This is a genomic window from Caballeronia sp. PC1, from assembly GCF_021353155.1.
GTDB classification, from domain to species: domain Bacteria; phylum Pseudomonadota; class Gammaproteobacteria; order Burkholderiales; family Burkholderiaceae; genus Caballeronia; species Caballeronia cordobensis.
Genome location: NZ_JAJUBH010000003.1, coordinates 1,437,251 through 1,457,434, shown reverse-complemented (window position 1 = coordinate 1,457,434; position 20,184 = coordinate 1,437,251). Strand labels below are relative to the sequence as shown.

Here is a 20,184-nt window from a genome sequence, read left to right as displayed (position 1 = left end):
GACTCCGTATCTGACAATTCGGTGTTTGAGATGGGCAACGACGCTGGACTTTCAGGTTTGCGCGGCCTTGCCCGACGCCGCCGGCTTGACCGGCGTGGACACGACCTTCTTTTTCTTCTTCGACTTCACGCCGAAGCTCTCCGTCAGGCGATCGAGAATGATCGCGAGCAGCACGACGCCGAGTCCGCCTTCGAAGCCGATGCCGATATCGAGCCGCTGAATGCCGCTCAGCACGTATTCGCCGAGCCCGCCCGCGCCGATCATCGAAGCCACCACCACCATCGAGAGCGCCATCATGATGGTCTGGTTCACGCCCGCCATGATCGACGGCAGCGCGTTGGGAAGCTGAATCTTCCAGAGCAGTTGCGCATCCGTGCTGCCGAACGAGCGGCCCGCTTCCAGCAGTTCCTCGCGCACCTGCCGGATGCCGAGCGTGGTGAGACGCACGACAGGCGGCATCGCGAAGACGATCGTGGCGATCACCGCGGGCACGCGGCCCAGACCGAACAGAATCACGGCGGGAATCAGGTACACGAACGCGGGCATGGTCTGCATGAAGTCGAGCAGCGAACGCAGGACCACTTCGACCCGCTTGTTGCGCGCCCCCCAGATGCCGAGCGGCACGCCGATCACGAGACTGAAGAAGGTCGCCGCGATGACGAGCGCGAGCGTCGACACCGTCTGCGCCCACAGGCCCATGTAATTGATCGCGTACAGCGCCAGCCCGACGAACACCGCGAACACGACGCCTTTTCTCCACAGCGCGAGGCCCATGAGAATCACGAGCATGGCGATGAACGGCACCGCGCCGAGCCCGTCTTCCAGCACCTTGATGACCGCGCCGAGGCCGGCCGAGAACGCGTCGAAACCGCCGCGAAAGTGCGAGAAAAGGAAGTTGACGATGTCTTCGGCGAACTTTCCAAAGATCCCTGAATTCATGCTGCCCTCCGCTCCATGACCTGCTTGAGAATCGTGCGGCAGGACACCACGCCCGCGAGTCTGCCTTGTTCGTCCGTGACGGGCACGTCGTGCTCCTGATTGAGCGCGATGGCCGCGAGTTCGTGCAAATCGGTGTCGAGCCTGACCGCCGCGACGTCGTGAAGCAACGCGTCGCTGATCGGGCGCGTGCCGGTCTTGTGCAGCGACGCGGGCGTCACGCAGCCCTGATAACGGCCCGCTTCGTCGCAGACATAACCGCACTCGGCGCCGCTGTCGATCAGGCTGTTCAGATAGCGTTCCGACGGCGCGCTCGTGTTGCACGCGATGAGACCGCGCTCCACCTTCGTCATCAGGCTCGATGCTTCGAGGAAGCGCGAGACATCGACATTGCGGAAGAAGTCGCGCACGTAGTCGTCCGCCGGCGACTGGATCAGCTCGGCGGGCGTGCCGACCTGAATCAGGCGGCCGTCCTTCATGATGCCGATGCGCCCGCCGATCTTCACCGCCTCTTCGATATCGTGCGAGATGAAGACGATCGTGCGCTGCTCTTCCTTCTGCAGGCGCAGCAGTTCGTTCTGCATTTCGAAGCGGATGAGCGGATCGAGCGCGGAGAACGCTTCGTCCATCAACAGCACGGAAGGATTCACCGCCAGCGCGCGAGCAAGGCCCACGCGCTGCTGCATGCCGCCGGACAATTCGCTCGGCAAGAGCTTCTCGTACGAAGCGAGGCCGACGCGCGTCAACGCGGCGCGCGCCACCTCGTAACGGTCCGCTTTCTTCTTGCCCGCGACTTCGAGGCCATACGCAATGTTGTCGATGACGCTGCGGTTCGGCAGCAGCGCGAACGACTGGAACACCATCGCCATTTTTTCGCGGCGCACGGCGCGCAGTTCGGGCACGCTCATCGGCGCGATGTCGCGGCCTTCGAGAATCACCTGGCCGGAGGTCGGCTCGATCAGGCGGTTCAGCAGACGCACGAGCGTCGACTTGCCCGAGCCCGACAGGCCCATGATGACGAAGATTTCGCCCGCATTGACCGACAGGCTGACATCGTCGACGGCAACCATATTGCCGGTTTGCGCGAAGATTTCATTACGGCCGAGGCCCTGGTTCAGAAGCTCCTGAGCGCGCTCCGGCTTCGCGCCGAAGATCTTCGAGAGGTTTTTGACCGTAAGGATTTCGGTCTTGGACGCCGCAACAGCGCGCGCCGCCGATTCGGTTCCTGAGTGCGAGGAAACCGGATTCGTGACGTCGTCGGGTGCGAGGGTTAGGTTGGGAATCATCGGGTCATTCCACCTAGCAAGTTCGAAAAGGGAAGCGGTTGCAATGACGCTTCGGACTGGACGCTGCCGTTGCATTCCGGCGTTCATTGCGTTGAATGAAGCGTACATGGCCAATTTCGATCGCCCACCGACATTTTCTGAGCGCTTTTCAATACTTTTGGTAATGCGAACGCGCGCCGCAGCCGCTGCTTAAAAAGCGCGATTGGCAGAGGGAATGCCGCAGCGCCAATATCGGCAAGGCTTTCCGGGCGGAAGGCTCACAGGTTCGGCGCGGCTTTTATGATCCGCGGCGCAATTGAAGCTAGGGAATGCACCTAGACTGCACCGCCTGGATAACTTTTTCTGTGGTAAACGCGCCGACGCCGCGCTATCTGGCGCGGCGTCGAAGCGCAAAAACACGGCGTGTATCAGCCAAATGTAAAGCTATACGCCTGCGCACCGGAATCGAGAAACTCGATCTGGAAGGTCCGGTCCTCGACCGCTCCAGTCTGCCGCACGAGCTGATACAGACGCGCGCTCGTGACGACGCCGCTGCCATCGGCGGCCACGTCCGCGCCATGCGATGCGCCGGGCGCGGCGCCGTCGATGGTCACGCGAAAACGCACCGGCTTGCCGTTGGCCGAAGGTGCGAGCACGAGATGCAGATCGCGCGCATGGAAACGGTAGGCGATGCCCGCGCGCGGCCCCGCCGTCACCGCCGCTTCCCCGCCGACGTTCCACTGGCCCGCCAGCGCCCACTCGTTGAGCGCGAGTTGCGTCGGCAAGGAATAGGCTTCGACGGCATCGGGCCTCACGCGTTGCGGCGAAGCGAAACCTTGCGCCTGCTTATAGCCCACGTAGGTCTCGCCCGAACCGATGTTCGCGGCATCGGCCGCCGCCTGCGCGCCGCTCGCCTGGACCGCTTGCGCATCGTGTGCGGGCGCCGTCTTGCCGTTATCGGCGAGCAGGCTTCGGATCGCGTCCTCGGCCTCGCCATAACCGCCTTCGCCGAAATGATGAAAGCGCACGCGCCCTTGCGCATCGACGATATAGAACGCCGGCCAGTACTGATTGCCGAATGCGCGCCAGATGCCGTAGTCGTTATCGATCGCGACCGGGTAGCGGATATTCAGGTTCGCGAGCGCGCGCTTCACGTTGCCCGTGTCGCGCTCGAAGCCGAACTCAGGCGTATGCACGCCGATGACGACGAGCCCGTCGTCGGCATAACGTTGCGCCCACGTCTTGAGATACGGCAGCGTGCGCAGGCAGTTGATGCACGAGTACGTCCAGAAGTTGACCACCACGACCTTGCCGCGCAATTCATTCGCGGACAGCGGCGCAGAGTTGAGCCACGTCGTCGCGCCGTCGAGCGAGGGCAAGCGGCCTTGCACCGGCAGCGCGGCCTGTGTCGACACGCGCATGATGCGCGCGCGCTGACCTCGGTCGTGCGTCGCCTGTTTCGTCTTCAACGCGCCGACGAGCCTGCTCTCGATGCCGTTCGTCGGTGCGCCGGGAATCAGCGCGAGCACGCGCGTATCGAGGCCCGTCGCGATGGCGGCGACCGTCAGCAGCACCAGCGCGCCCATCGCGCGGCGCACGTGTTCGCCGATGCCGAGCGAGCGCTTCACCGTGTCGAGCGCGCGTTTGCCGAGGCTCGATGCAATCGCGAGCGAACTCGCCGCGCCCGCCGCATAGGCTGCGAGCGCGGCAGCCGTATGCCAGCTCGCGCCGTGCAGGGCCGCGCCCGTGAGAATGACACCGAGGATCGGGCCCGCGCACGGCGCCCACAGCAGGCCGGTCGCGGCGCCGAGCAGCATCGACGACGCGATGCGGCGCGTTGCGCCCTGCGTCTCCGAACGCGCGACGATGCGATCCGCGAGCGCCGACAGCGGGCGCGTGAGCCGGTCGGCGACGGACGGAAACAGAAGCGCCGCACCGAACAGCGCGAGCGTCGCGAGCGCGATCCAGCGGCCGTACTGGCTCAATTGCGCCGCGCCCGCGAGACCGGCGAGCCCGAGTCCCGTGGCGAGCGCGAACGTGCCCGCCAGTCCGACGAGCAACGGCAGGCGATCGGTAACGAAAGGCTTGTCCGAGCGCGCGAACACGAACGGCACGACCGGCAGGATGCACGGACTCAGCACGGTGAACGCGCCGCCGAGAAAGGCAATGACGATGAGTGACATGAGATCGGTTCCGTAGAGAGCGGGATGTCATGTATTTCAGCGCCCTCGTGTATCGCGGGAATGTCAGAAACGGCGCGTGGTGCAACGGCGTGTATCGGACGCGCCGCCGGATACATGCCGATACAAACGCGCGGCGCTTTGTATCTCAACGTATCTGGCCGCATCCGCGACACATGCCGATGCAATTCGCCCGCAGACGCGATACATGCGCGCGTTTCAATACGCTTCATCGTCGATTCAAAAGGAGAACCGCCATGTTCGATCGTCTCAAGATCGCCGCCGTCGCCACCGCGATGACCGCCGCGCTCGGCGCCGTCGCCGCGCTCGCCGCTTTTTCATCGACCGGCATTGCGGCCGGGGTGCAAGCCACGCAGCCGCAGAACGGCGCGCAGGCGCCCGACTTCGCCGGCATCGACAACTGGGTCAACAGCGCGCCGCTGGATCTCAAGCAGTTGCGCGGCAAGGTCGTGCTCGTCGATTTCTGGACCTTCGATTGCATCAACTGCGTGCACACGCTGCCGCATGTGAAGGAGTGGTATTCGCGCTATCGCGACAAGGGGCTCGTCGTGGTCGGCGTGCATACGCCCGAATACACGTTCGAGCGCGATCTCGGCAATCTCCGGAACGCCGTCAAGAAATACGGCATCGAATACCCCGTGGCGCAGGACAACCGGTACGCGACCTGGAACGCGTACAACAACCAGTACTGGCCCGCTCTCTATCTGATCGATCAGAACGGCAAGATCGTGTATAGCCACTTCGGCGAAGGCCGCTACGCGCAGACCGAAGACGCGATCCGCGGCTTGCTCGGCCTGAGTGAGAAGAAAGGCTGAAAACGCACGTTCCGAAAAAAAACGCGTCCGATGTGGGCGCGCTTTTCGTTTTTTGCGGAACCGTTCATCCCTGCCGGACGACGCTTCCCTGCGCATCTTCATCGCGCGTCGAGCCTTTCGCCGGGCGTCCGGCCCAGTAGCCCGCGAGCATCGATCCCGAGAGGTTGTGCCACACCGAGAACAGCGCGCCGGGCAAGGCCGCGATCGGCGTGAAATACAGCTTGCCGAGCGTCGCCGCGAGACCGGAATTCTGCATGCCGACTTCGATCGCGAGCGTGCGGCACACGGCCTCGTCGAAGCCGAGCAAACGGCCGCCCCAATACCCGCCGAGCAGCCCGATGCCGTTATGCAGCACCACGCCCACGGCGACCACCATCCCGACCGATGCAATGCTCTTCTGCGTGCCGCCGACCACCGCCGCGATGATGAGCAGGATCGACACCATCGACACGAGCGGCAGCACCCATTCGATCTTGCGCACGAGCTTGCCGAAAAAATGATTCACGACGAGGCCGATGACGATCGGCAGCGCGACGATCTGCACGATGCTCATCAGCATGCCGTGCACATCGACGGCGATGGACGCATCGACGTAAAGCCGCGTGAGCAGCGGCGTGGCGAAGACGCCGACGAGCGTGGACAGCGCGCTGATCGTGACGGACAGCGCGACATCGCCGCGCGCCAGATAAATCATCACGTTCGACGCCGTGCCGCTCGCCACGCTGCCGACGAGCACCATGCCCGCGGTCAGATCCGGCGGCATGTGCAACGCCTTGGCGATGACCCACGCGGCAAGCGGCATCACGAGGTAATGCAGGACGATGCCCGCCACCACGGGCGCGGGCCGCGTGAAGACGCGCCTGAAATCGTCGATGGACAGCGTGACGCCCATCGACAGCATGATGATCGTGAGCAGCGTCGTGACGTGCGGTGCGATGCCCGTCACGGAGGCAGGCGCGCTATAGGCGGCGACGGAGACCAGCACGGCCCAGAGCGGGAAAAGGCGGGTGATGCGGGCAAGCATGAAAGGCGATCCTCGAATGTCGTGGCGTGTCGTGTCTTGGGTTTCAGCGGGCGAAAGCGGCGGCGCGCGGGATGACCGGACGGTCGCAGACGGACGAAAACGGCCTTCGTGAGGCGCATGCCCGCCCCGAGGGCCGTGCGCACGGGTCGCGCGCGCTTTTCGGCCGGATGGCGGGCAGGCGCGCATTTTACCCGGCGCGCGGCGCGTTTTCTGAATGCGCTTAATTCGGGAGATCGCGCGGTGTGGGCGAAGCGCCGCGCCGTCATCATTCGCGGCTAATTCTCGGGCGGCATCATCCGCATCAAACAGCTATTTGAAGGAGATGATCATGTCGCTATTCGCCATCATCCAAGGCACGCCGACCTGGGTCTGGGTGCTGCTCGCGTTCCTGGTTTATCGCGGCGTGAAGGCGTTGCAAACCCGAACGACGCCGCTTTCGAAGCTCGCGATCATTCCGCTTATTTTCGCGGGCATGGGCATCGCGCATCTGATCTCCGCGCCGCTCGCGGGCTGGGCCGCCGTCGCCGCGTGGGTCCTCGCGCTGGGCGCAGGCTTCATCGGCGGCGTGTTCAATGCGAGCCGCACGCGTTTTATCGTCGATCCGATGGCGCTCACCGTCATGTCGCCGGGCTCGGTCGTGCCGCTCGTGCTGATCCTCGCCACGTTCGCGACGAAGTTCTGGCTCGGCTTCGAACTGGCGACCGTGACGAACGTCGCGGCGCTCGCGAACTACGTGGTCATCGATGCCGCCGTGTCGGGCGCCGTCGCGGGCATGTTCGCGGGCCGCTTCTACACGTACTGGAAAGCGTTGCACGCGCTGCGCGCGTCGTGGGCCTAGCCGTTCCCGCGCATCTTTCTTCCTGCGCCTGCCGCCCGCCATCACGGGCGGCTTTTCGTTTTTGCGTCACACTTGTTACTCCCCCGGCATCCGATTTCGAGTTCAGACTTAGCTCACGGCACACACCGCCCAACTCAGGAGGTTGCAAACGCCATGACCACATCAGACGAAAAAGGAATGCGCACGCCGCCGGTCGTATCGAAGGACGAATGGGACGCGGCGCGCGAGAAGCTGCTCGTCAAGGAGAAGGAACAGACCCGCGCACGCGATGCGCTCGCCGCCGAGCGCCGCCGCATGCCGTGGATGGCCGTGCAAACCGATTATGTGTTCGAAGGCCCGAATGGCAAGATCGGCTTGCTCGATCTGTTCGATGGCCGCCGCCAGTTGATCGTCTATCGCGCGTTCTACGAGCCGGGCGTATTCGGCTGGCCCGAACACGCGTGCCGCGGCTGTTCGCTCGTGGCCGATCAGGTTGCGCATCTCGCGCATCTGAACGCGCGCGACTCGACGCTCGTGTTCGTCTCGCGCGCGCCGCAGGAGGACATTGCGCGGCTCAAGCAGCGCATGGGCTGGGAGATCCCGTGGTTCACGCTGACGGATCGCTTCGATGCGGATTTTGGCGTCGATGAATGGCACGGCACCAATGTGTTCTTCCGCGATGGCGAGCGCGTGTTTCGCACCTACTTCCTCAATAATCGCGGCGACGAGCAGATGGGCAATACGTGGAATTATCTCGACATCACGCCGCTGGGCCGTCAGGAACTTTGGGAAGACTCGCCCGAAGGTTATCCGCAAACGCCGACCTACAAGTGGTGGAACTGGCACGACAGTTATGTCGACGACGCGCCGCCCGACAGGAAATGGGTCGAGATATCCGATGCGGGCGAGGCGGCGTTTCGCGCCGAGAGCGCGAAAAAGAAATAGCTTTTTATCGATGCGCGATCGGCAGATGTTCGATCGCGCTCATGAACGTCAGCCATTCGGCGACGATCGCCTCGGGCGCGTCGTCCTGCATCAGATGCCCTGAGGCGGGCACCCGCGTGAAGCGCGCGCCCGCCATGCGTGACGCCAGTTCGACGCCCCGCTCCACCGGTATCCATGCGTCCTCTTCGCCCCAGAGTATCGATATCGGGCACGTCAACTCGCCATAACGCGACTGGACTTCATCCGTGTAACGCTGGTCCATCTGCGCGATCTGCCGATAAAACGCGGTCTGCCCGCGCTCGCCCGTCCACGGCTCCGTGTAGATGCGCAGCGTCTCTTCCGGCAGACTGCGATGCGCCGCGCCTTGCAGATAAACGTCGAGCATCGCGCAATGCATGGCCGGCGGCACGCCCGCGAACGCCGCTTCATGTTGCCGCACGTGGCGCACGAAAGGCGATCCCCACGGCGCGACGGCGACCGGATCGACGAGCATCAGCGAACGGTACGCGCAGCCGTTCAAAAGCGCCGCTCGAAGCGATGTCGAGCCGCCGAAATCGTGCGCGAGCACATCGGGCAATGCGCCGTGCCAACCGCTGCGCCAGTGTTCCAGCAGCGCCGCCAGCACGCGATTCTGCACGCCGAGCGACACGTCCTGTCCGTCGCGCATATCGGACGCGCCATAGCCGAGCAAATCGAAATAGTGAACGCGGCGCGAACGTGCCGCAATCGGTGCGATGCGCCGCCATACCTGCGATGAAAACGGCGTGCCATGCACCATGACGAGCGGCGCGCCCTCGCCGATCGCGCCGTAGCGCACGGCTTGTCCTTCGAAGTCGAAAACGTGATCGAGCGGCAATGCGTCGCCCGATGGCCGATTCGTTTCGCCCATGATGCCTCCTTGGAACTCGAACCATGAGCATAGAGCACACTTCGGAATGGCGCACTTGACGGCGGCACTATCCGTTTATATATTCCTTATTAGCTATATAACCGGTCAGCCATAGAAACGCATGCGCGAAGCGGACTTGAATCAGGTTTTCGCGGCCCTCGCCGATCCCACGCGCCGCGCCATCGTCGCGCGTCTGGCGAACGGCGAGGCCACGGTGAATGAACTCGCCGAGCCATTCGAGATGACGCAGCCTTCCATTTCCAAGCATCTCAAGGTGCTGGAACGCGCGGGGCTGATCTCGCGCTCGCGCGCCGCGCAGACGCGCCCTTGCCGTCTCGAGCCTGCCGCGCTCGGTGAAGCCGCGGGCTGGATCGACGCGTACCGCTCGCTTTGGGAAGACAGCTTCGACAAGCTCGACGCGTTCCTCAAAACGAAGCCGAAAAAATCATCGACATCGAAAGGAAAGAAACATGCCGCAAAGTAACGACACCGCCAAGGACATCGCCGCCTTCGAAATGAACCGCGCATTCGACGCGCCGCGCGAACGCGTCTGGCAGGCATGGAGCAGCGCGGAGCAGATCGCGCGCTGGTGGGGGCCGAAGGGATGCACGCTGGACTTGCGCCGCTTCGAGTTCCGTCCGGGCGGCTTCTTCCATTACGCGATGAACTTCGCGAATGCGCCCGCGATGTGGGGCCGCTTCAACTATCGCGAGATCGTGGAGCGCGAGCGCATCGTCTGGCTCAACTCGTTCGCGAATGAAAACTGCGGCATCGCGCGCGCGCCGTTCAGCGACGATTGCCCGCTTGAAATAGAAAACGCCGTGACCTTCAGCGATATCGACGGCAAGACGCGGGTGGCGCTGCGCGCGAAGCCGTTCGGCGCGATCGAGCAGGAACAGCGCTATTTCGACGCCTTGCGGCCTTCGCTCGAACAAGGTTATGGCGGCACGCTGGATCAACTCGCCGACTTCCTGCGCGGGTAAAAAAAGCGCGGCCCTGAAGGCCGCGCTTCACACTCAACGCAGGTTCGTGCGCGCGAGTTCGACGATCTCGTCGCCGCGCCCGCTCAGGATGGCTCGCAGCATATAGAGGCTGAAGCCCTTCGCCTGCGCCAGCTCGATGGTCGGCGGCATGGCGAGTTCATGCTTGGACGTGACCACATCGACGACCGCCGGGCCCTTGTGCGCGAACGCTTCACGCAACGCGTTCTCGAGTTGCTCCGACTCTTCCACGCGCACCGACCAGATGCCCGCGCCCTTCGCGATCTGCGCGAAGTCCGTCTTGCTCAGATCGACGTTCGTGTCGACCAGGCCCGCGGCCTTCAGTTCCATCGAGACGAAACCGAGCAGACTGTTGTTGAACACGACGACCTTGATCGGCAGATCGAGCTGCACGGCCGAAAGCAGATCGCCGAGCAGCATCGACAAGCCGCCATCGCCCGATAGCGACACCACCTGACGCTGCGGATGCGCGGCCTGCGCGCCGAGCGCTTGCGGCATCGCATTGGCCATCGAGCCGTGATTGAACGAGCCGTGCAACTGGCGCTTGCCGTTCATCGTCAGATAGCGCGCGGCCCAGAGTGTCGGCGTGCCGACGTCCGCGGTGAAGATCGCGTCCTCGGCGGCGATGTCATCGACGAGCTTCGCCAGATATTGCGGATGAATCGGACGTCCCGGCGCGGACGGCGTCGCGAGGTCGTCGAGCCCCTTGCGCGCGCTCGCATAGTGCTTGAGGGCATTGTCCAGGAAACGGCGATCGTCCTTGCGCTGCAGCTTCGGCAAGAGCGCGGCGACGGTCTCCTTGACCGTGCCGACGAGGCCCATCTCCAGCGGCGCGCGGCGCCCGAGTTGCGAGCCGCGCCAGTCGATCTGCACGATCTTCGCTTTCGGCGGATAGAACGGACGATACGGAAAATCGCAGCCGAGCAACAGCAGCGTGTCGCACGACATCATCGCGTGATAGCCCGAGCTGAAGCCGATGAGCCCGGTCATGCCGACATCGAACGGATTGTCGTACTCGATGTGCGGCTTGCCGCGCAGCGCATGCACGATGGGCGCGCCGAGCGTGTCGGCGAGCGCGACCACTTCGTCGTGCGCGCCCGCGACGCCGCTGCCGCACATGATCGTTACCGCTTCGCAACCGTTCAAGAGGCCCGCGAGCTTGTCGAGTTCGGCTTGCGCCGGCAGGATCGCGCTCGGCGCGCTCGCGGTCCAGCGCGCCGCGAGGTCCGGGCCTTCGCTCAGGGCAACATCGCCCGGCAGCACGATCACCGCCACGCCGCGCTGCTCGATCGCCGCGCGCATCGCGCGTTCTAGCACGCGCGGAAACTGCGACGCATTCATGACGAGCTCGACGAAGTGGCTGCATTCCTTGAACAATTCGGTCGGATGCGTTTCCTGAAAATAGCCGAGGCCGATTTCCGTCGACGGAATATGCGCGGCGATTGCAAGCACCGGCTGATGATTGCGATGGCAATCGAAAAGACCATTGATCAGATGCAGGTTGCCCGGCCCGCAACTGCCCGCGCATACGGCGAGCTGGCCTGTCGCCGCGGCGTCCGCGCCGGCCGCGAATGCGGCAGCTTCTTCGTGACGCGTGTGCATCCAGCGAATCGAGCCTACACGGTCGAGGCTGTATGCGAGTCCGTTCAGGCTGTCGCCCGTCACGCCCCAGATACGTTCCACGCCCGCTGCGGCAAGTGTCTGCGCCAGATAGTCGGCAACCGTGTGTTTGGCCATGATGGTTCCTGTAAAGGGATTCCTGTGAATGGCGGATGCTCGCGCGGCGTGCGGTGCGCGAGGCATGCTTGATGGTTCAATGCATGCAGAATTCAAAACGCAGGGGCAGTGTACGACGGAGAAGCGCGAATTGTCCCGAACGGTGCCGAAGCCCCGCGGCCGGGCGATTTGGCGCGTACGGACGACGCACCGGGAAGAATGTTGTATGCGAAATGCATGGCGCACTCGGAACAGCGTGTTCCGAGTGCGCGCGGTGGGTGAGGCTCGATCCCTGTGACGCTAGCGCTTAGGCACCCTTGCGCACGCTATCCGGCAGATCGCGACCGTGATACTTCTTGTAGATGGTGTTCAGATTGCCGTTCTTCTGATTCGTGTTGACCCAGTTGTTCACCCATTCCTTCAGGCGCGGCTGATCCTTGTTCATCGCGATGCCGAGGTCGAAGTTCTTCTGCTCGAACTTCATCTCGATGTTGCGTTGCGGCGCGCGATGCTGCATTTCCTGAAGGTTCGACGGCGTGCTCGAGAAGACATCGATCTGGCCCGTGACCATCGACGTGATGAGCGTCGCATCGTCTTCGTAGCGCTGAATCTGCGCGCCCTTCGCCTGCTGCGTCGTGAGCGTGTCGTTCACCGTTGCGCGCGTGAGGCCGATGGTCTTGCCGTCGAGGTCCGCATAGTCCTTCACCTTGATCGTCTTCAGGCCGCCGACGATGATCGTGATCACCGCATACGGCATGGAGAAATCGACCACTTTCGCGCGCTCGGGCGTGATCGACAGGTCGGCGATCACGAGGTCCGCGCGCTTGGCCTGCAGCGTCGGAATGCGCGCGGCGTTCGTGATCTGCACGAGTTCGAGCTTCACGCCAAGGTCTTTCGCGAGCGCGGCGGCCGTATCCACGTCGGAGCCGGCGGGCTTGAGGTTTTCATCGGCATAGCTGAAAAGCGGCGTGCCCATTGCGATCGCGACGCGCACGACGCCCGCTTTCTTGATGTCGTCGAGTTGATCGGCCATCGCGCTGTGCATCGCGCCTGCCATCATCAAGGTTGCGAGGGCTGCGCGTGCAATGATTGTCTTTGCTTTCAAGTCGAGTCTCCGTTGTTATCGATGTTGCGTTAATTGAATCAAAGTCCGTTATCCAGAAATGCCCGTAGCTCGGGCGTGCGCGGCGCATCGAGCATGCTGCCGTCGCCCACTTCCCACACCTTGCCCTGATGCATGTAGATGATGCGATCCGCCACGCGCTTCGCGAAGGCCATTTCGTGCGTCACGAGCAGCATGGTCATGCCGTCCGCCGCGAGGTCTTCCATCACGCGCAACACTTCGCCCGTGAGTTGCGGGTCGAGCGCGGACGTCACTTCGTCGAACAGCATCACTTTCGGCGACATGGCGAGCGAGCGAGCGATCGCCACGCGCTGCTGCTGTCCGCCCGACAATTGTTCGGGATAGGCATCGGCCTTCTGGCCGAGACCGACCTGCTCCAGCACGTTCATCGCGATGCGTTTTGCTTCATCGCGCGGCATCTTTTTCACATGCCGCAGCGCGAGCATGATGTTCTCTTCCACCGTCAGATGCGGAAAGAGGTTATAGCTCTGAAACACGATGCCCACTTCGCGGCGCAACAGATGCAGATCGACTTTGGGATCGTCGACGCGAATGCCGCACACTTCGATTTCGCCCTTGTCGATGGTTTCGAGCCGGTCGATGCAACGCAGCGCCGTGCTCTTGCCCGAGCCGCTCGCGCCGATCACGGCGATCATCTCGCCCTTGTTGACTTCGAAGGACACGCCCTTCAGAACGTGATTGGAGCCGAAGCTCTTGTGAATCTCGCCGACCTTAACGATTGCTGACATTGAGCTTGTTCTCCATCGATTGGCTCCAGCGCGAAAGCGGATAGCACAGGACGAAATAGAAAGCGCCGACCAGTCCGAAGATGAGGAACGGCTGGAATATCGAGTTGTTGATGATCTGGCCGGCGCGCGTCAGTTCGATGAAGCCGATCACCGAAGCGAGCGACGTCATCTTGATGAGCTGCACGAGAAAGCCGACCGTCGGCGGCAGCGCGAGCCGCATCGCCTGCGGGATGATCACGAGGCGCAAGGTCTGCCAGCGCGTGAGCGAGAGGCATTCCGACGCTTCCCACTGTGGCTTGGGCATCGCTTCGATACAGCCGCGCCAGATATCGCCGAGATAAGCGCTCGAATAGACCATCAGCGCAAGGCCCGCCGCGACGAGCGCGGGCACCTGATAGCCGTACACCGACAAGCCGAAGTACACGATGAACAGCAGGATCAGCAGCGGAATGCCCTGAATCGCCTCGATATACACGAGCGCGGCGCGCGCAAGCCATGCGCGCGGCGAGATGCGCGCGAGCATCACGCCGAAGCCGCCGATGCCGCCGAGCACGAACGCGAGCACGGAGAGGACCAGCGTCCAGCCGATCGATTGCACCAGATAGACGAAGTGCGAAGCCGTGAATCCGCCGCTCATGCCGCACCTCCGGGAATGACCGTATCGATGCGCTGCGAGTCGGGCGGCGTCTTGCCCGCGCGCTTCGCGGCAAGGCGGATCGCGCGGCGGCGCTTGAAAAGATGCTCGCCGACCTGCCACGCGACGAGCTTGATGATCAGCGACAACACCAGATACAGCGCCGCCACGACGATGTACGTTTCGAGCGAGCGGAACGTATCGGACTGCACGGTGTTGGCGACCGCGGTGAGTTCTTCCGCGGAGATCTGCGAGGCAATCGCGGATGCCTGCATCATCAGCAGGAACTGGCTCGTCAATGCGGGATAAACCTTTTCGATCGACGGCTGCAGCATCACATGCCAGCCGATGCGCCACTTCGACAGCCCCAGGCATTCGGCGGCTTCGATCTGGCCGCGTGGCACCGATTCCAGCCCGGCGCGAATGATCTCGGCCGCATAGGCGCCGATGTTGATCGTCATCGCGAGCGCGGCGGCGGCGAAGGTCGGCATGCGCAAGCCGATGCTGGCGAGACCGAAGTACAGCAGAAAGATCTGCACGAGGAACGGCGTGTTTCGCACCGTCTCGATGTAGATGATGCACAGACGCGTGAGCACCGGCACCTTTGCACGCTTGGCGAACGCGACCAGCATGCCGAGGATCAGGCCGAAGAACACGGCCACGCACGTCATCTTGAGCGTGAGCCATGCGCCTAGCAGGAACGTCGGCCAGTACGGCAGGAGCGGTGAGAAATCTAGAGAAAACATGGCGGCGAATGTCCCTGTGATGTTTCAATGCGGCCGGCGCTGGATGTATGACGACATACTACGAATGCCGTGATATTGCATGTTGCATGCATTAAACCGGATCGAACGGGCCCGTCACCGTGAACGCGCCGCCTTGCAGCACGGCCACCGGATCGGTCGGCGCGGGCGGCGGCGTCGCTTCGACCTTTTCGCGGAACGGCTCGGACGATTCGCGCGGCACGAAGCCCAGATGCGCGGCGCAGCGGTTGTCCCACCACGTATGCGCGTTCGCGGACATGCCGAAGACGATCGTGTGCCCCACGTCCGGCGTGAAGAGGCTGCGGCGCAACAGATCGTGGAAGTCGTCGTAGCTCATCCAACTCGCCATCATGCGGCGGTCCTTCGGCTCCGGAAACACCGAGCCGATGCGGATGCTCACCGTTTCGATGCCATAGCGGTCGAAATAGAGTTGCGCCGTGTCCTCGCCGAAGGACTTGGACAAGCCGTAAAAGCCATCGGGACGCTTGCGCGCGGTCGCGTCGATTCGTTCGTCCTGCCGATAGAAACCCGTGACGTGATTCGAGCTCGCGAACACGATGCGCTTCACGCCCTGACGGCGCGCCGCTTCGTAGAGGTTGAACACGCCCTTGATATTGGCTTCGAGAATCTCTTCGAAGGGGCGCTCCACCGACACGCCGCCGAGATGAACGATCGCATCGCAATGGCTGGCGAGCGCGTCGACGGCCTGGCGGTCGGCCAGATCGCACGGAACGACTTCTTCGTGAGGCGCCGCATCGCCCGGCAGCACACCGGGCAGATCGGAGATACGCACCTGCCGCGCGAATTCCGCGACACGATGCCGGATCGCCCGCCCGATGCCACCCGCGGCGCCCGTCAGCAGCAAACGGTCGAATTGCGCGGCGGCGTTCGTGGAGGGCGTGCCTTGTTGTTGTTCCATCGAGTTGTGTCTCCGTCGAAGCTGTCGGGCTAGGGATTAACCCTGCACGCAACTTCTTGTACGTTGTCATATCACTGCATGACGCATATCATCATTTGCCGAACGATTTGTCAATGTGTGTAAAACCCATTCCAACGAGAACGCCGTGACGCTATCGCCCGACTTTCATGCCGACACGCTGTCCACCTCTTCCGCCGCTGCCTCCGCCGACGCATCCGCCGCATCGCCCGGCACGCGACGCAGCCTCACCGCGCAACTGGTCGATGCACTACGTACGCAGATCGATTCGAAGGAAATGAAGCCCGGCAGCCGCCTCGCGACCGAAGCGGAGATGGTGCAGCGCTTCGGCGTGAGCCGCACGGTGGTGCGCGAGGCGCTCTCGCGCCTGCAGGCGGCGGGACTCGTGGAGACGCGCCATGGCATCGGCACGTTCGTCAGCGAAGCGGGCGCGTCGCCGCTCCTGCAGCTCGATCCCGCCGATGTCGCCGGCTCGATCGATGCGCTCGCGATTCTCGAACTGCGCATCAGTCTGGAGACCGAATGCGCGGGACTGGCCGCCATGCGTTGCGATGCGGCGCGCCTTGCGACGATGCGCTCAGCCCTCGCCGATTTCGCGCAAAGCGTCGGCAAGGCAAAGGATACGATCGCGCCGGATCTGCGCTTTCACATGGAGATCGCGCATGCGACGAACAATCGCTACTTCGTCGAGATCATGGAGCATCTCGGCACGCGCATGATTCCGCGCACGCGCCTCACCGCGACGCCCATTCCGCACGATCAGTACGCGGACTATCTGATGCGCGTGAACCGCGAACACGAGCAGATAGCGGACGCCATCGAACGCGGCGACGCCGATTCGGCACGCACCGCGATGCGTCTGCATCTGATCAATAGCCGGGAGAGATTGCGCAGGGCGCAGGCTTCGGCGGAGTGAAGGTGAATGACCGGCGCCAAGGACCGCGCGGTCCTTGGCGCCGTTGCAACGCGTCAGCGGGCCGCCATGTTCGGCTCGCCATCCTCGATGTCATGCGGATGCGCTATCGTCTCCAGCGCCGAATCATGATGCAGCAGCAACACCGCCGCGACGCCGACCATGCCCGCGCCGGCGAGGCACAAGAGACCCGCGCCGAAGCCGCCCGTGCTGTCCTTGATCCAGCCCATCGCATACGGACCGAAGAAGCCCGCGAGATTGCCGAGCGAGTTGATCGCGGCGATGCCCCCCGCCGCCGCCGCGCCCGAGAGGAACGACGCCGGCAGCGTCCAGATCACCGGCAGGCAGCCGAAGATGCCGAAGCCCGCGATCGACAGCGCCACCATCTTCAGGACCGGATTGTCGAGTCCCGCCGAAGCGGCGATGCCGCCCGCCGCCACCATCAGCGCAATCGCGACGTGCCAGCGGCGTTCCAGCTTGCGATCCGAATGACGTCCCCACAGCACCATGCTGATCACGCCGACCACATACGGCAGCGACGTGACGAAGCCGGTCTGCAGATTCGTCAGGCCGAACGCCTTCACGATCTGCGGCAGGAAGAAGCTCAGGCCATAGTTGGTCGCGTTCGCGCCGAAGTAGATCAACGCGATAGCCAGCACGCGCGGATTGAAGATCGCTTCCTTCACGCTGAACGAATGCACGGCCTCGCGATGCGCCCGCTCGTGCGCCTGCCGGTCGACGAGCCAGTCGCGCTCTTCCTTGGCGAGCCAGTGCGCATCGGAAGGCTTGTCGGTCAGATAGAAGTAGACGACGAAGGCAAGCAAGAGCGCGGGAATGGCTTCGATCAGATAGAGCCATTGCCAGCCCGCCATGCCGTTGATGCCGTCCATCTGCAGCAGCGCGCCGGAGATCGGCCCGCCGATCACGGTGGACAGCGGAATGGCCGCCATGAAGTAGCCGACGACGCGCCCGCGATACTTCGCCGGAAACCACAAGGTCAGCAGAAAGATGATGCCGGGAAAGAAGCCCGCTTCGGCGATGCCGAGCAGAATGCGCAGGCCATAGAAGACATACGCGTTCGACAGACCCGTCGCCTGCGCGATATGCGGAATGTAGGCCATCGCCGCCGCGAGAATGCCCCACGTGAACATGATGCGCGCGATCCAGCGGCGCGCGCCGAATCGTTCGAGCAGCAGATTCGACGGCACTTCGAAAAAGAAATACGCGATAAAGAAAATGCCGGCGCCGAAGCCGAACATGCTCGCGGTGAAACCGAGCGCCTTGTTCATCTGCAACGCCGCAAAGCCGACGTTGACACGGTCCAGATAGGCAATGAAATAACACAAGATCAGGAACGGCACGAGGCGAACCATCACGCGCTTCATGGTGCGGGCTTCAAGGTCCATCTATGTCTCCTCCGGATAGAAGAATCAGTCGATCGCTGGTGCTCGATGCACCTGCGGGAGACTACTCTTTAAGGAGGAACTACAGCATTGGTGTTTGACCTTGGTATCGGTTCCGAAGCGGGACGTAGGCCACATTTCGCTGCGCGCCAAGGCGGTGCGCCAACTGCCTCGCATCCCAAAGTATGCGAAAAAATTGCAGGACGGGGCGGCCTCGCGCCCCGCCATTCGCAATTTATGCGACCGGTAACACACCCGCGTAATCCGGCTCCGGTAAGCCTTGCACGCCGGGGTTCAAGGCAAACACATAGCCGTCGTCTTCAGTGGCATTCGTTGCCGGACGAATCGTCGTCACGAAGAGCGTCTTCAGGTCGCTGCCGCCGAATGCGCACATCGATGGCTTGCTCGCCGGCAAGGCGATTTCGCGATCCAGTTCACCTCGCGGCGTGAAGCGCAGCAGGCGGCCCGCATCGTTGGCGCAGGTCCAGTAGCAGCCATCCGCATCGACGGCCGCGCCATCGGGACGTCCCGCGTAGTCGTGAAGATCGGCGAACACGCGTCGCGCGCCCGGCGCGCCGGTGTCGGGGTCGAAGTCGAAAGCCCAGACGAGGCGGCGTTGCGGGTGCGAATCGGACAGATACATCGTCCGGCCATCGGGCGACCAGGCGAGACCGTTCTGCGTGATCAATCCCTCGACGACGGGTGCGGACAACGCGCCCTTCTCGTCGAACCGGAAGAGCGCGCCCGCGGTGCTTGCGAGCGACATGTCCTGCACCATCGTGCCGGCCCAGAAGCGCCCTTGCCGGTCGCAGCGGCCATCGTTGAAGCGCATGCCGGACGCGGGGAACACCGGCGCGGCGAGCTTGCGGGCGCGCCCTTCATGCGCATCGTGCGCATCGGCAAGCGTCACGCTGAAGATGCCGCTTTCCATGCCCGCGACGACATGCCCGGCCGCATCGAACGCGAAGCACGCGACCTGCTCCTCGAACGCCCATTCCGTGCGGCGGCCACTGCCGACGTCGAGCCGGACGATACGCCGCGCCGGAATATCGACCCAGTACAGCGCGTTGTCTTGACCGCGCCATACCGGACATTCGCCGACCGTCGCGCGGCCGCCCGCGTCGAGCCGCTCCACGCGCGCCGTCGCGCTCATCGCTTGCGCTCCATCGGTTCGCCGAGCACGAACGGGCCGCCCTGGAAACGCTGCGCGGGATCGTCGCGCTCGGCGCTCGGCGCCGCTGCCGGAAAGAGCCCGTTGAACTGCGCCGAACTGTCTTGCGGATTGAAGCCGATGAAGCCCGCCTTCGCGTTGTCCCACCACTTCACCGGATTGTCCGACGCGCCATAGACGACCGCGTGACCGACGCGGTTGGTGAACAGCGAGCAGCGCACGAGCTCGATGAAATCGCGGTAGCTCAGATACGTGACCAGCATGCGCGGATTCTTCGGTTCCTCGAACGACGAGCCGATGCGCAGGCACACCGTCTCGATGCCGAAGCGATCGAAGTAATAGCGCGACAGCGATTCGCCGAAGCACTTGGTCACGCCATAGAGGCTGTCCGGGCGCAGCGGCGAATCCGCGTCGAGCACCTCGGTGACGGGATGAAAGCCGATTGCATGGTTCGAGCTCGCGAACACGACGCGCTTTACGCCGTGACGGCGCGCCGCTTCATAGAGGTTGTACGTGCCGCGAATGTTCGCTTCGATCAGATCGTCGAACGGTGCGTCGATCGAGATGCCGCCGAGATGCACGATCGCATCGACGCCTTCGACCAGTTGCATCACCTTGTCGCGATCCGCGAGATCGACGGCGCTCACTTCTTCGTGAGCCGCCGCGTCGTCGAGCGGTGCGATATCGGAGAGCCGCACGACGTCGGCCCATTGCGCGAGCGCGCCGCGCAACTGGCGGCCCAGATTGCCGGCCGCGCCGGTCAGAAGCAGGCGCTTGAACGGTTTGCCGGCTGCGTTTGGCTGATTCATCGAGACTCCTGTCGAATACGTGGTGTTGCGTTGAAAGCAAAAAGAAAGAAAACGTTTTCGGGACTATAGCGA

General features: G+C 63.5%; 20 protein-coding genes. 6 read left to right on the top strand and 14 right to left on the bottom strand.

Annotated features, from left to right (window positions below; genetic code table 11):
- Positions 1–51: 51 nt before the first annotated feature.
- The 3 genes from LY284_RS31200 to LY284_RS31190 form a co-directional block, all read right to left on the bottom strand.
- Positions 52–939: a proline/glycine betaine ABC transporter permease gene (locus LY284_RS31200; protein ID WP_014252442.1), complete on the bottom strand. Its 888-nt coding sequence runs from the start codon at positions 937–939 to the stop codon at positions 52–54.
- Positions 936–2,222, bottom strand: a complete 1,287-nt coding sequence (locus LY284_RS31195) for a glycine betaine/L-proline ABC transporter ATP-binding protein (RefSeq protein WP_014252443.1) — start codon at positions 2,220–2,222, stop codon at positions 936–938. The genes LY284_RS31200 and LY284_RS31195 overlap by 4 nt, the downstream gene beginning before the upstream one ends.
- A gap of 407 nt (positions 2,223–2,629) precedes the next feature.
- Positions 2,630–4,384, bottom strand: coding sequence for a cytochrome c biogenesis protein DipZ (locus LY284_RS31190; RefSeq protein WP_233390104.1), 1,755 nt, complete (start codon positions 4,382–4,384; stop codon positions 2,630–2,632).
- Positions 4,385–4,638: 254 nt separating this feature from the next.
- Between LY284_RS31190 and LY284_RS31185 the strand changes: the two genes are divergently transcribed.
- A complete protein-coding gene (locus LY284_RS31185) occupies positions 4,639–5,217 on the top strand; it encodes a thioredoxin family protein (RefSeq protein ID WP_233390101.1) in 579 nt (192 codons plus the stop codon).
- Between the two features lie 64 nt (positions 5,218–5,281).
- Here LY284_RS31185 and LY284_RS31180 read toward each other — a convergent pair whose 3' ends face one another.
- On the bottom strand, positions 5,282–6,241 hold the full coding sequence (locus LY284_RS31180; RefSeq protein WP_233390099.1) for a bile acid:sodium symporter family protein: 960 nt from the start codon (positions 6,239–6,241) through the stop codon (positions 5,282–5,284).
- A 328-nt stretch (positions 6,242–6,569) separates the two neighbouring features.
- Between LY284_RS31180 and LY284_RS31175 the strand changes: the two genes are divergently transcribed.
- Together LY284_RS31175 and LY284_RS31170 are read left to right on the top strand one after the other, a co-directional pair.
- On the top strand, positions 6,570–7,079 hold the full coding sequence (locus LY284_RS31175) for a DUF6622 family protein (RefSeq protein WP_014252447.1): 510 nt from the start codon (positions 6,570–6,572) through the stop codon (positions 7,077–7,079).
- Positions 7,080–7,232: 153 nt separating this feature from the next.
- Positions 7,233–8,003, top strand: a complete 771-nt coding sequence (locus LY284_RS31170) for a DUF899 domain-containing protein (protein WP_233390097.1) — start codon at positions 7,233–7,235, stop codon at positions 8,001–8,003.
- A 4-nt stretch (positions 8,004–8,007) separates the two neighbouring features.
- On the opposite strand, the gene LY284_RS31165 is transcribed toward LY284_RS31170, so the two are convergent.
- Positions 8,008–8,892, bottom strand: coding sequence for an alpha/beta fold hydrolase (locus LY284_RS31165; RefSeq protein ID WP_233390096.1), 885 nt, complete (start codon positions 8,890–8,892; stop codon positions 8,008–8,010).
- 121 nt (positions 8,893–9,013) lie between these two features.
- Between LY284_RS31165 and LY284_RS31160 the strand changes: the two genes are divergently transcribed.
- Together LY284_RS31160 and LY284_RS31155 are read left to right on the top strand one after the other, a co-directional pair.
- The gene (locus LY284_RS31160) at positions 9,014–9,376 is read left to right on the top strand and encodes a helix-turn-helix transcriptional regulator (protein ID WP_233390094.1); all 363 of its coding nucleotides are present in this window, start codon (positions 9,014–9,016) and stop codon (positions 9,374–9,376) included.
- On the top strand, positions 9,363–9,875 hold the full coding sequence (locus LY284_RS31155) for an SRPBCC domain-containing protein (protein WP_233390091.1): 513 nt from the start codon (positions 9,363–9,365) through the stop codon (positions 9,873–9,875). Before LY284_RS31160 ends, LY284_RS31155 begins: the two co-directional genes overlap by 14 nt.
- Before the next feature lie 33 nt (positions 9,876–9,908).
- Here the strand turns inward: LY284_RS31155 and poxB are convergent, their stop codons facing one another.
- The 6 genes from poxB to LY284_RS31125 all read right to left on the bottom strand — a co-directional run bounded on the left by poxB (position 9,909) and on the right by LY284_RS31125 (position 15,798).
- Positions 9,909–11,630 (bottom strand): ubiquinone-dependent pyruvate dehydrogenase, encoded by a 1,722-nt coding sequence (poxB, locus tag LY284_RS31150; protein ID WP_014252452.1) that lies wholly within the window; start codon positions 11,628–11,630, stop codon positions 9,909–9,911.
- 286 nt (positions 11,631–11,916) lie between these two features.
- A complete protein-coding gene (locus LY284_RS31145) occupies positions 11,917–12,714 on the bottom strand; it encodes a transporter substrate-binding domain-containing protein (protein WP_014252453.1) in 798 nt (265 codons plus the stop codon).
- 38 nt (positions 12,715–12,752) lie between these two features.
- Positions 12,753–13,481 carry an amino acid ABC transporter ATP-binding protein gene (locus LY284_RS31140; RefSeq protein WP_014252454.1) on the bottom strand — a complete coding sequence of 243 codons (729 nt, stop codon included), beginning with the start codon at positions 13,479–13,481 and terminating at the stop codon, positions 12,753–12,755.
- Positions 13,465–14,118 carry an amino acid ABC transporter permease gene (locus LY284_RS31135; RefSeq protein WP_014252455.1) on the bottom strand — a complete coding sequence of 218 codons (654 nt, stop codon included), beginning with the start codon at positions 14,116–14,118 and terminating at the stop codon, positions 13,465–13,467. Before LY284_RS31135 ends, LY284_RS31140 begins: the two co-directional genes overlap by 17 nt.
- Positions 14,115–14,861: an amino acid ABC transporter permease gene (locus LY284_RS31130; protein ID WP_014252456.1), complete on the bottom strand. Its 747-nt coding sequence runs from the start codon at positions 14,859–14,861 to the stop codon at positions 14,115–14,117. The genes LY284_RS31135 and LY284_RS31130 overlap by 4 nt, the downstream gene beginning before the upstream one ends.
- A gap of 91 nt (positions 14,862–14,952) precedes the next feature.
- Positions 14,953–15,798 carry an NAD(P)-dependent oxidoreductase gene (locus LY284_RS31125; protein ID WP_233390089.1) on the bottom strand — a complete coding sequence of 282 codons (846 nt, stop codon included), beginning with the start codon at positions 15,796–15,798 and terminating at the stop codon, positions 14,953–14,955.
- A gap of 145 nt (positions 15,799–15,943) precedes the next feature.
- Between LY284_RS31125 and LY284_RS31120 the strand changes: the two genes are divergently transcribed.
- Positions 15,944–16,732: a FadR/GntR family transcriptional regulator gene (locus LY284_RS31120; protein WP_233390087.1), complete on the top strand. Its 789-nt coding sequence runs from the start codon at positions 15,944–15,946 to the stop codon at positions 16,730–16,732.
- 53 nt (positions 16,733–16,785) lie between these two features.
- On the opposite strand, the gene LY284_RS31115 is transcribed toward LY284_RS31120, so the two are convergent.
- The 3 genes from LY284_RS31115 to LY284_RS31105 form a co-directional block, all read right to left on the bottom strand.
- Positions 16,786–18,135 (bottom strand): MFS transporter, encoded by a 1,350-nt coding sequence (locus LY284_RS31115; RefSeq protein ID WP_053571442.1) that lies wholly within the window; start codon positions 18,133–18,135, stop codon positions 16,786–16,788.
- Between the two features lie 232 nt (positions 18,136–18,367).
- Complete coding sequence (locus tag LY284_RS31110; RefSeq protein ID WP_233390085.1) at positions 18,368–19,285, bottom strand: SMP-30/gluconolactonase/LRE family protein; 918 nt, start codon at positions 19,283–19,285, stop codon at positions 18,368–18,370.
- Entirely contained in the window at positions 19,282–20,112 is an 831-nt protein-coding gene (locus tag LY284_RS31105) for an NAD(P)-dependent oxidoreductase (RefSeq protein WP_045460967.1), read from the bottom strand. The genes LY284_RS31110 and LY284_RS31105 overlap by 4 nt, the downstream gene beginning before the upstream one ends.
- Between the last annotated feature and the right edge of the window lie 72 nt (positions 20,113–20,184).

What these genes read in the sequence shown, in the direction of transcription:
- LY284_RS31110 (WP_233390085.1), bottom strand. Translation starts at nt 19,285, where the DNA reads ATGAGCGCGACGGCGCGCGTGGAGCGGCTCGACGCGGGCGGCCGCGCG.
- LY284_RS31195 (WP_014252443.1), bottom strand. Translation starts at nt 2,222, where the DNA reads ATGATTCCCAACCTAACCCTCGCACCCGACGACGTCACGAATCCGGTT.
- LY284_RS31165 (WP_233390096.1), bottom strand. Translation starts at nt 8,892, where the DNA reads ATGGGCGAAACGAATCGGCCATCGGGCGACGCATTGCCGCTCGATCAC.
- poxB (WP_014252452.1), bottom strand. Translation starts at nt 11,630, where the DNA reads ATGGCCAAACACACGGTTGCCGACTATCTGGCGCAGACACTTGCCGCA.
- LY284_RS31170 (WP_233390097.1), top strand. Translation starts at nt 7,233, where the DNA reads ATGACCACATCAGACGAAAAAGGAATGCGCACGCCGCCGGTCGTATCG.
- LY284_RS31105 (WP_045460967.1), bottom strand. Translation starts at nt 20,112, where the DNA reads ATGAATCAGCCAAACGCAGCCGGCAAACCGTTCAAGCGCCTGCTTCTG.
- LY284_RS31155 (WP_233390091.1), top strand. Translation starts at nt 9,363, where the DNA reads ATGCCGCAAAGTAACGACACCGCCAAGGACATCGCCGCCTTCGAAATG.
- LY284_RS31200 (WP_014252442.1), bottom strand. Translation starts at nt 939, where the DNA reads ATGAATTCAGGGATCTTTGGAAAGTTCGCCGAAGACATCGTCAACTTC.
- LY284_RS31160 (WP_233390094.1), top strand. Translation starts at nt 9,014, where the DNA reads ATGCGCGAAGCGGACTTGAATCAGGTTTTCGCGGCCCTCGCCGATCCC.
- LY284_RS31140 (WP_014252454.1), bottom strand. Translation starts at nt 13,481, where the DNA reads ATGTCAGCAATCGTTAAGGTCGGCGAGATTCACAAGAGCTTCGGCTCC.
- LY284_RS31190 (WP_233390104.1), bottom strand. Translation starts at nt 4,384, where the DNA reads ATGTCACTCATCGTCATTGCCTTTCTCGGCGGCGCGTTCACCGTGCTG.
- LY284_RS31180 (WP_233390099.1), bottom strand. Translation starts at nt 6,241, where the DNA reads ATGCTTGCCCGCATCACCCGCCTTTTCCCGCTCTGGGCCGTGCTGGTC.
- LY284_RS31125 (WP_233390089.1), bottom strand. Translation starts at nt 15,798, where the DNA reads ATGGAACAACAACAAGGCACGCCCTCCACGAACGCCGCCGCGCAATTC.
- LY284_RS31185 (WP_233390101.1), top strand. Translation starts at nt 4,639, where the DNA reads ATGTTCGATCGTCTCAAGATCGCCGCCGTCGCCACCGCGATGACCGCC.
- LY284_RS31115 (WP_053571442.1), bottom strand. Translation starts at nt 18,135, where the DNA reads ATGGACCTTGAAGCCCGCACCATGAAGCGCGTGATGGTTCGCCTCGTG.
- LY284_RS31130 (WP_014252456.1), bottom strand. Translation starts at nt 14,861, where the DNA reads ATGTTTTCTCTAGATTTCTCACCGCTCCTGCCGTACTGGCCGACGTTC.
- LY284_RS31175 (WP_014252447.1), top strand. Translation starts at nt 6,570, where the DNA reads ATGTCGCTATTCGCCATCATCCAAGGCACGCCGACCTGGGTCTGGGTG.
- LY284_RS31135 (WP_014252455.1), bottom strand. Translation starts at nt 14,118, where the DNA reads ATGAGCGGCGGATTCACGGCTTCGCACTTCGTCTATCTGGTGCAATCG.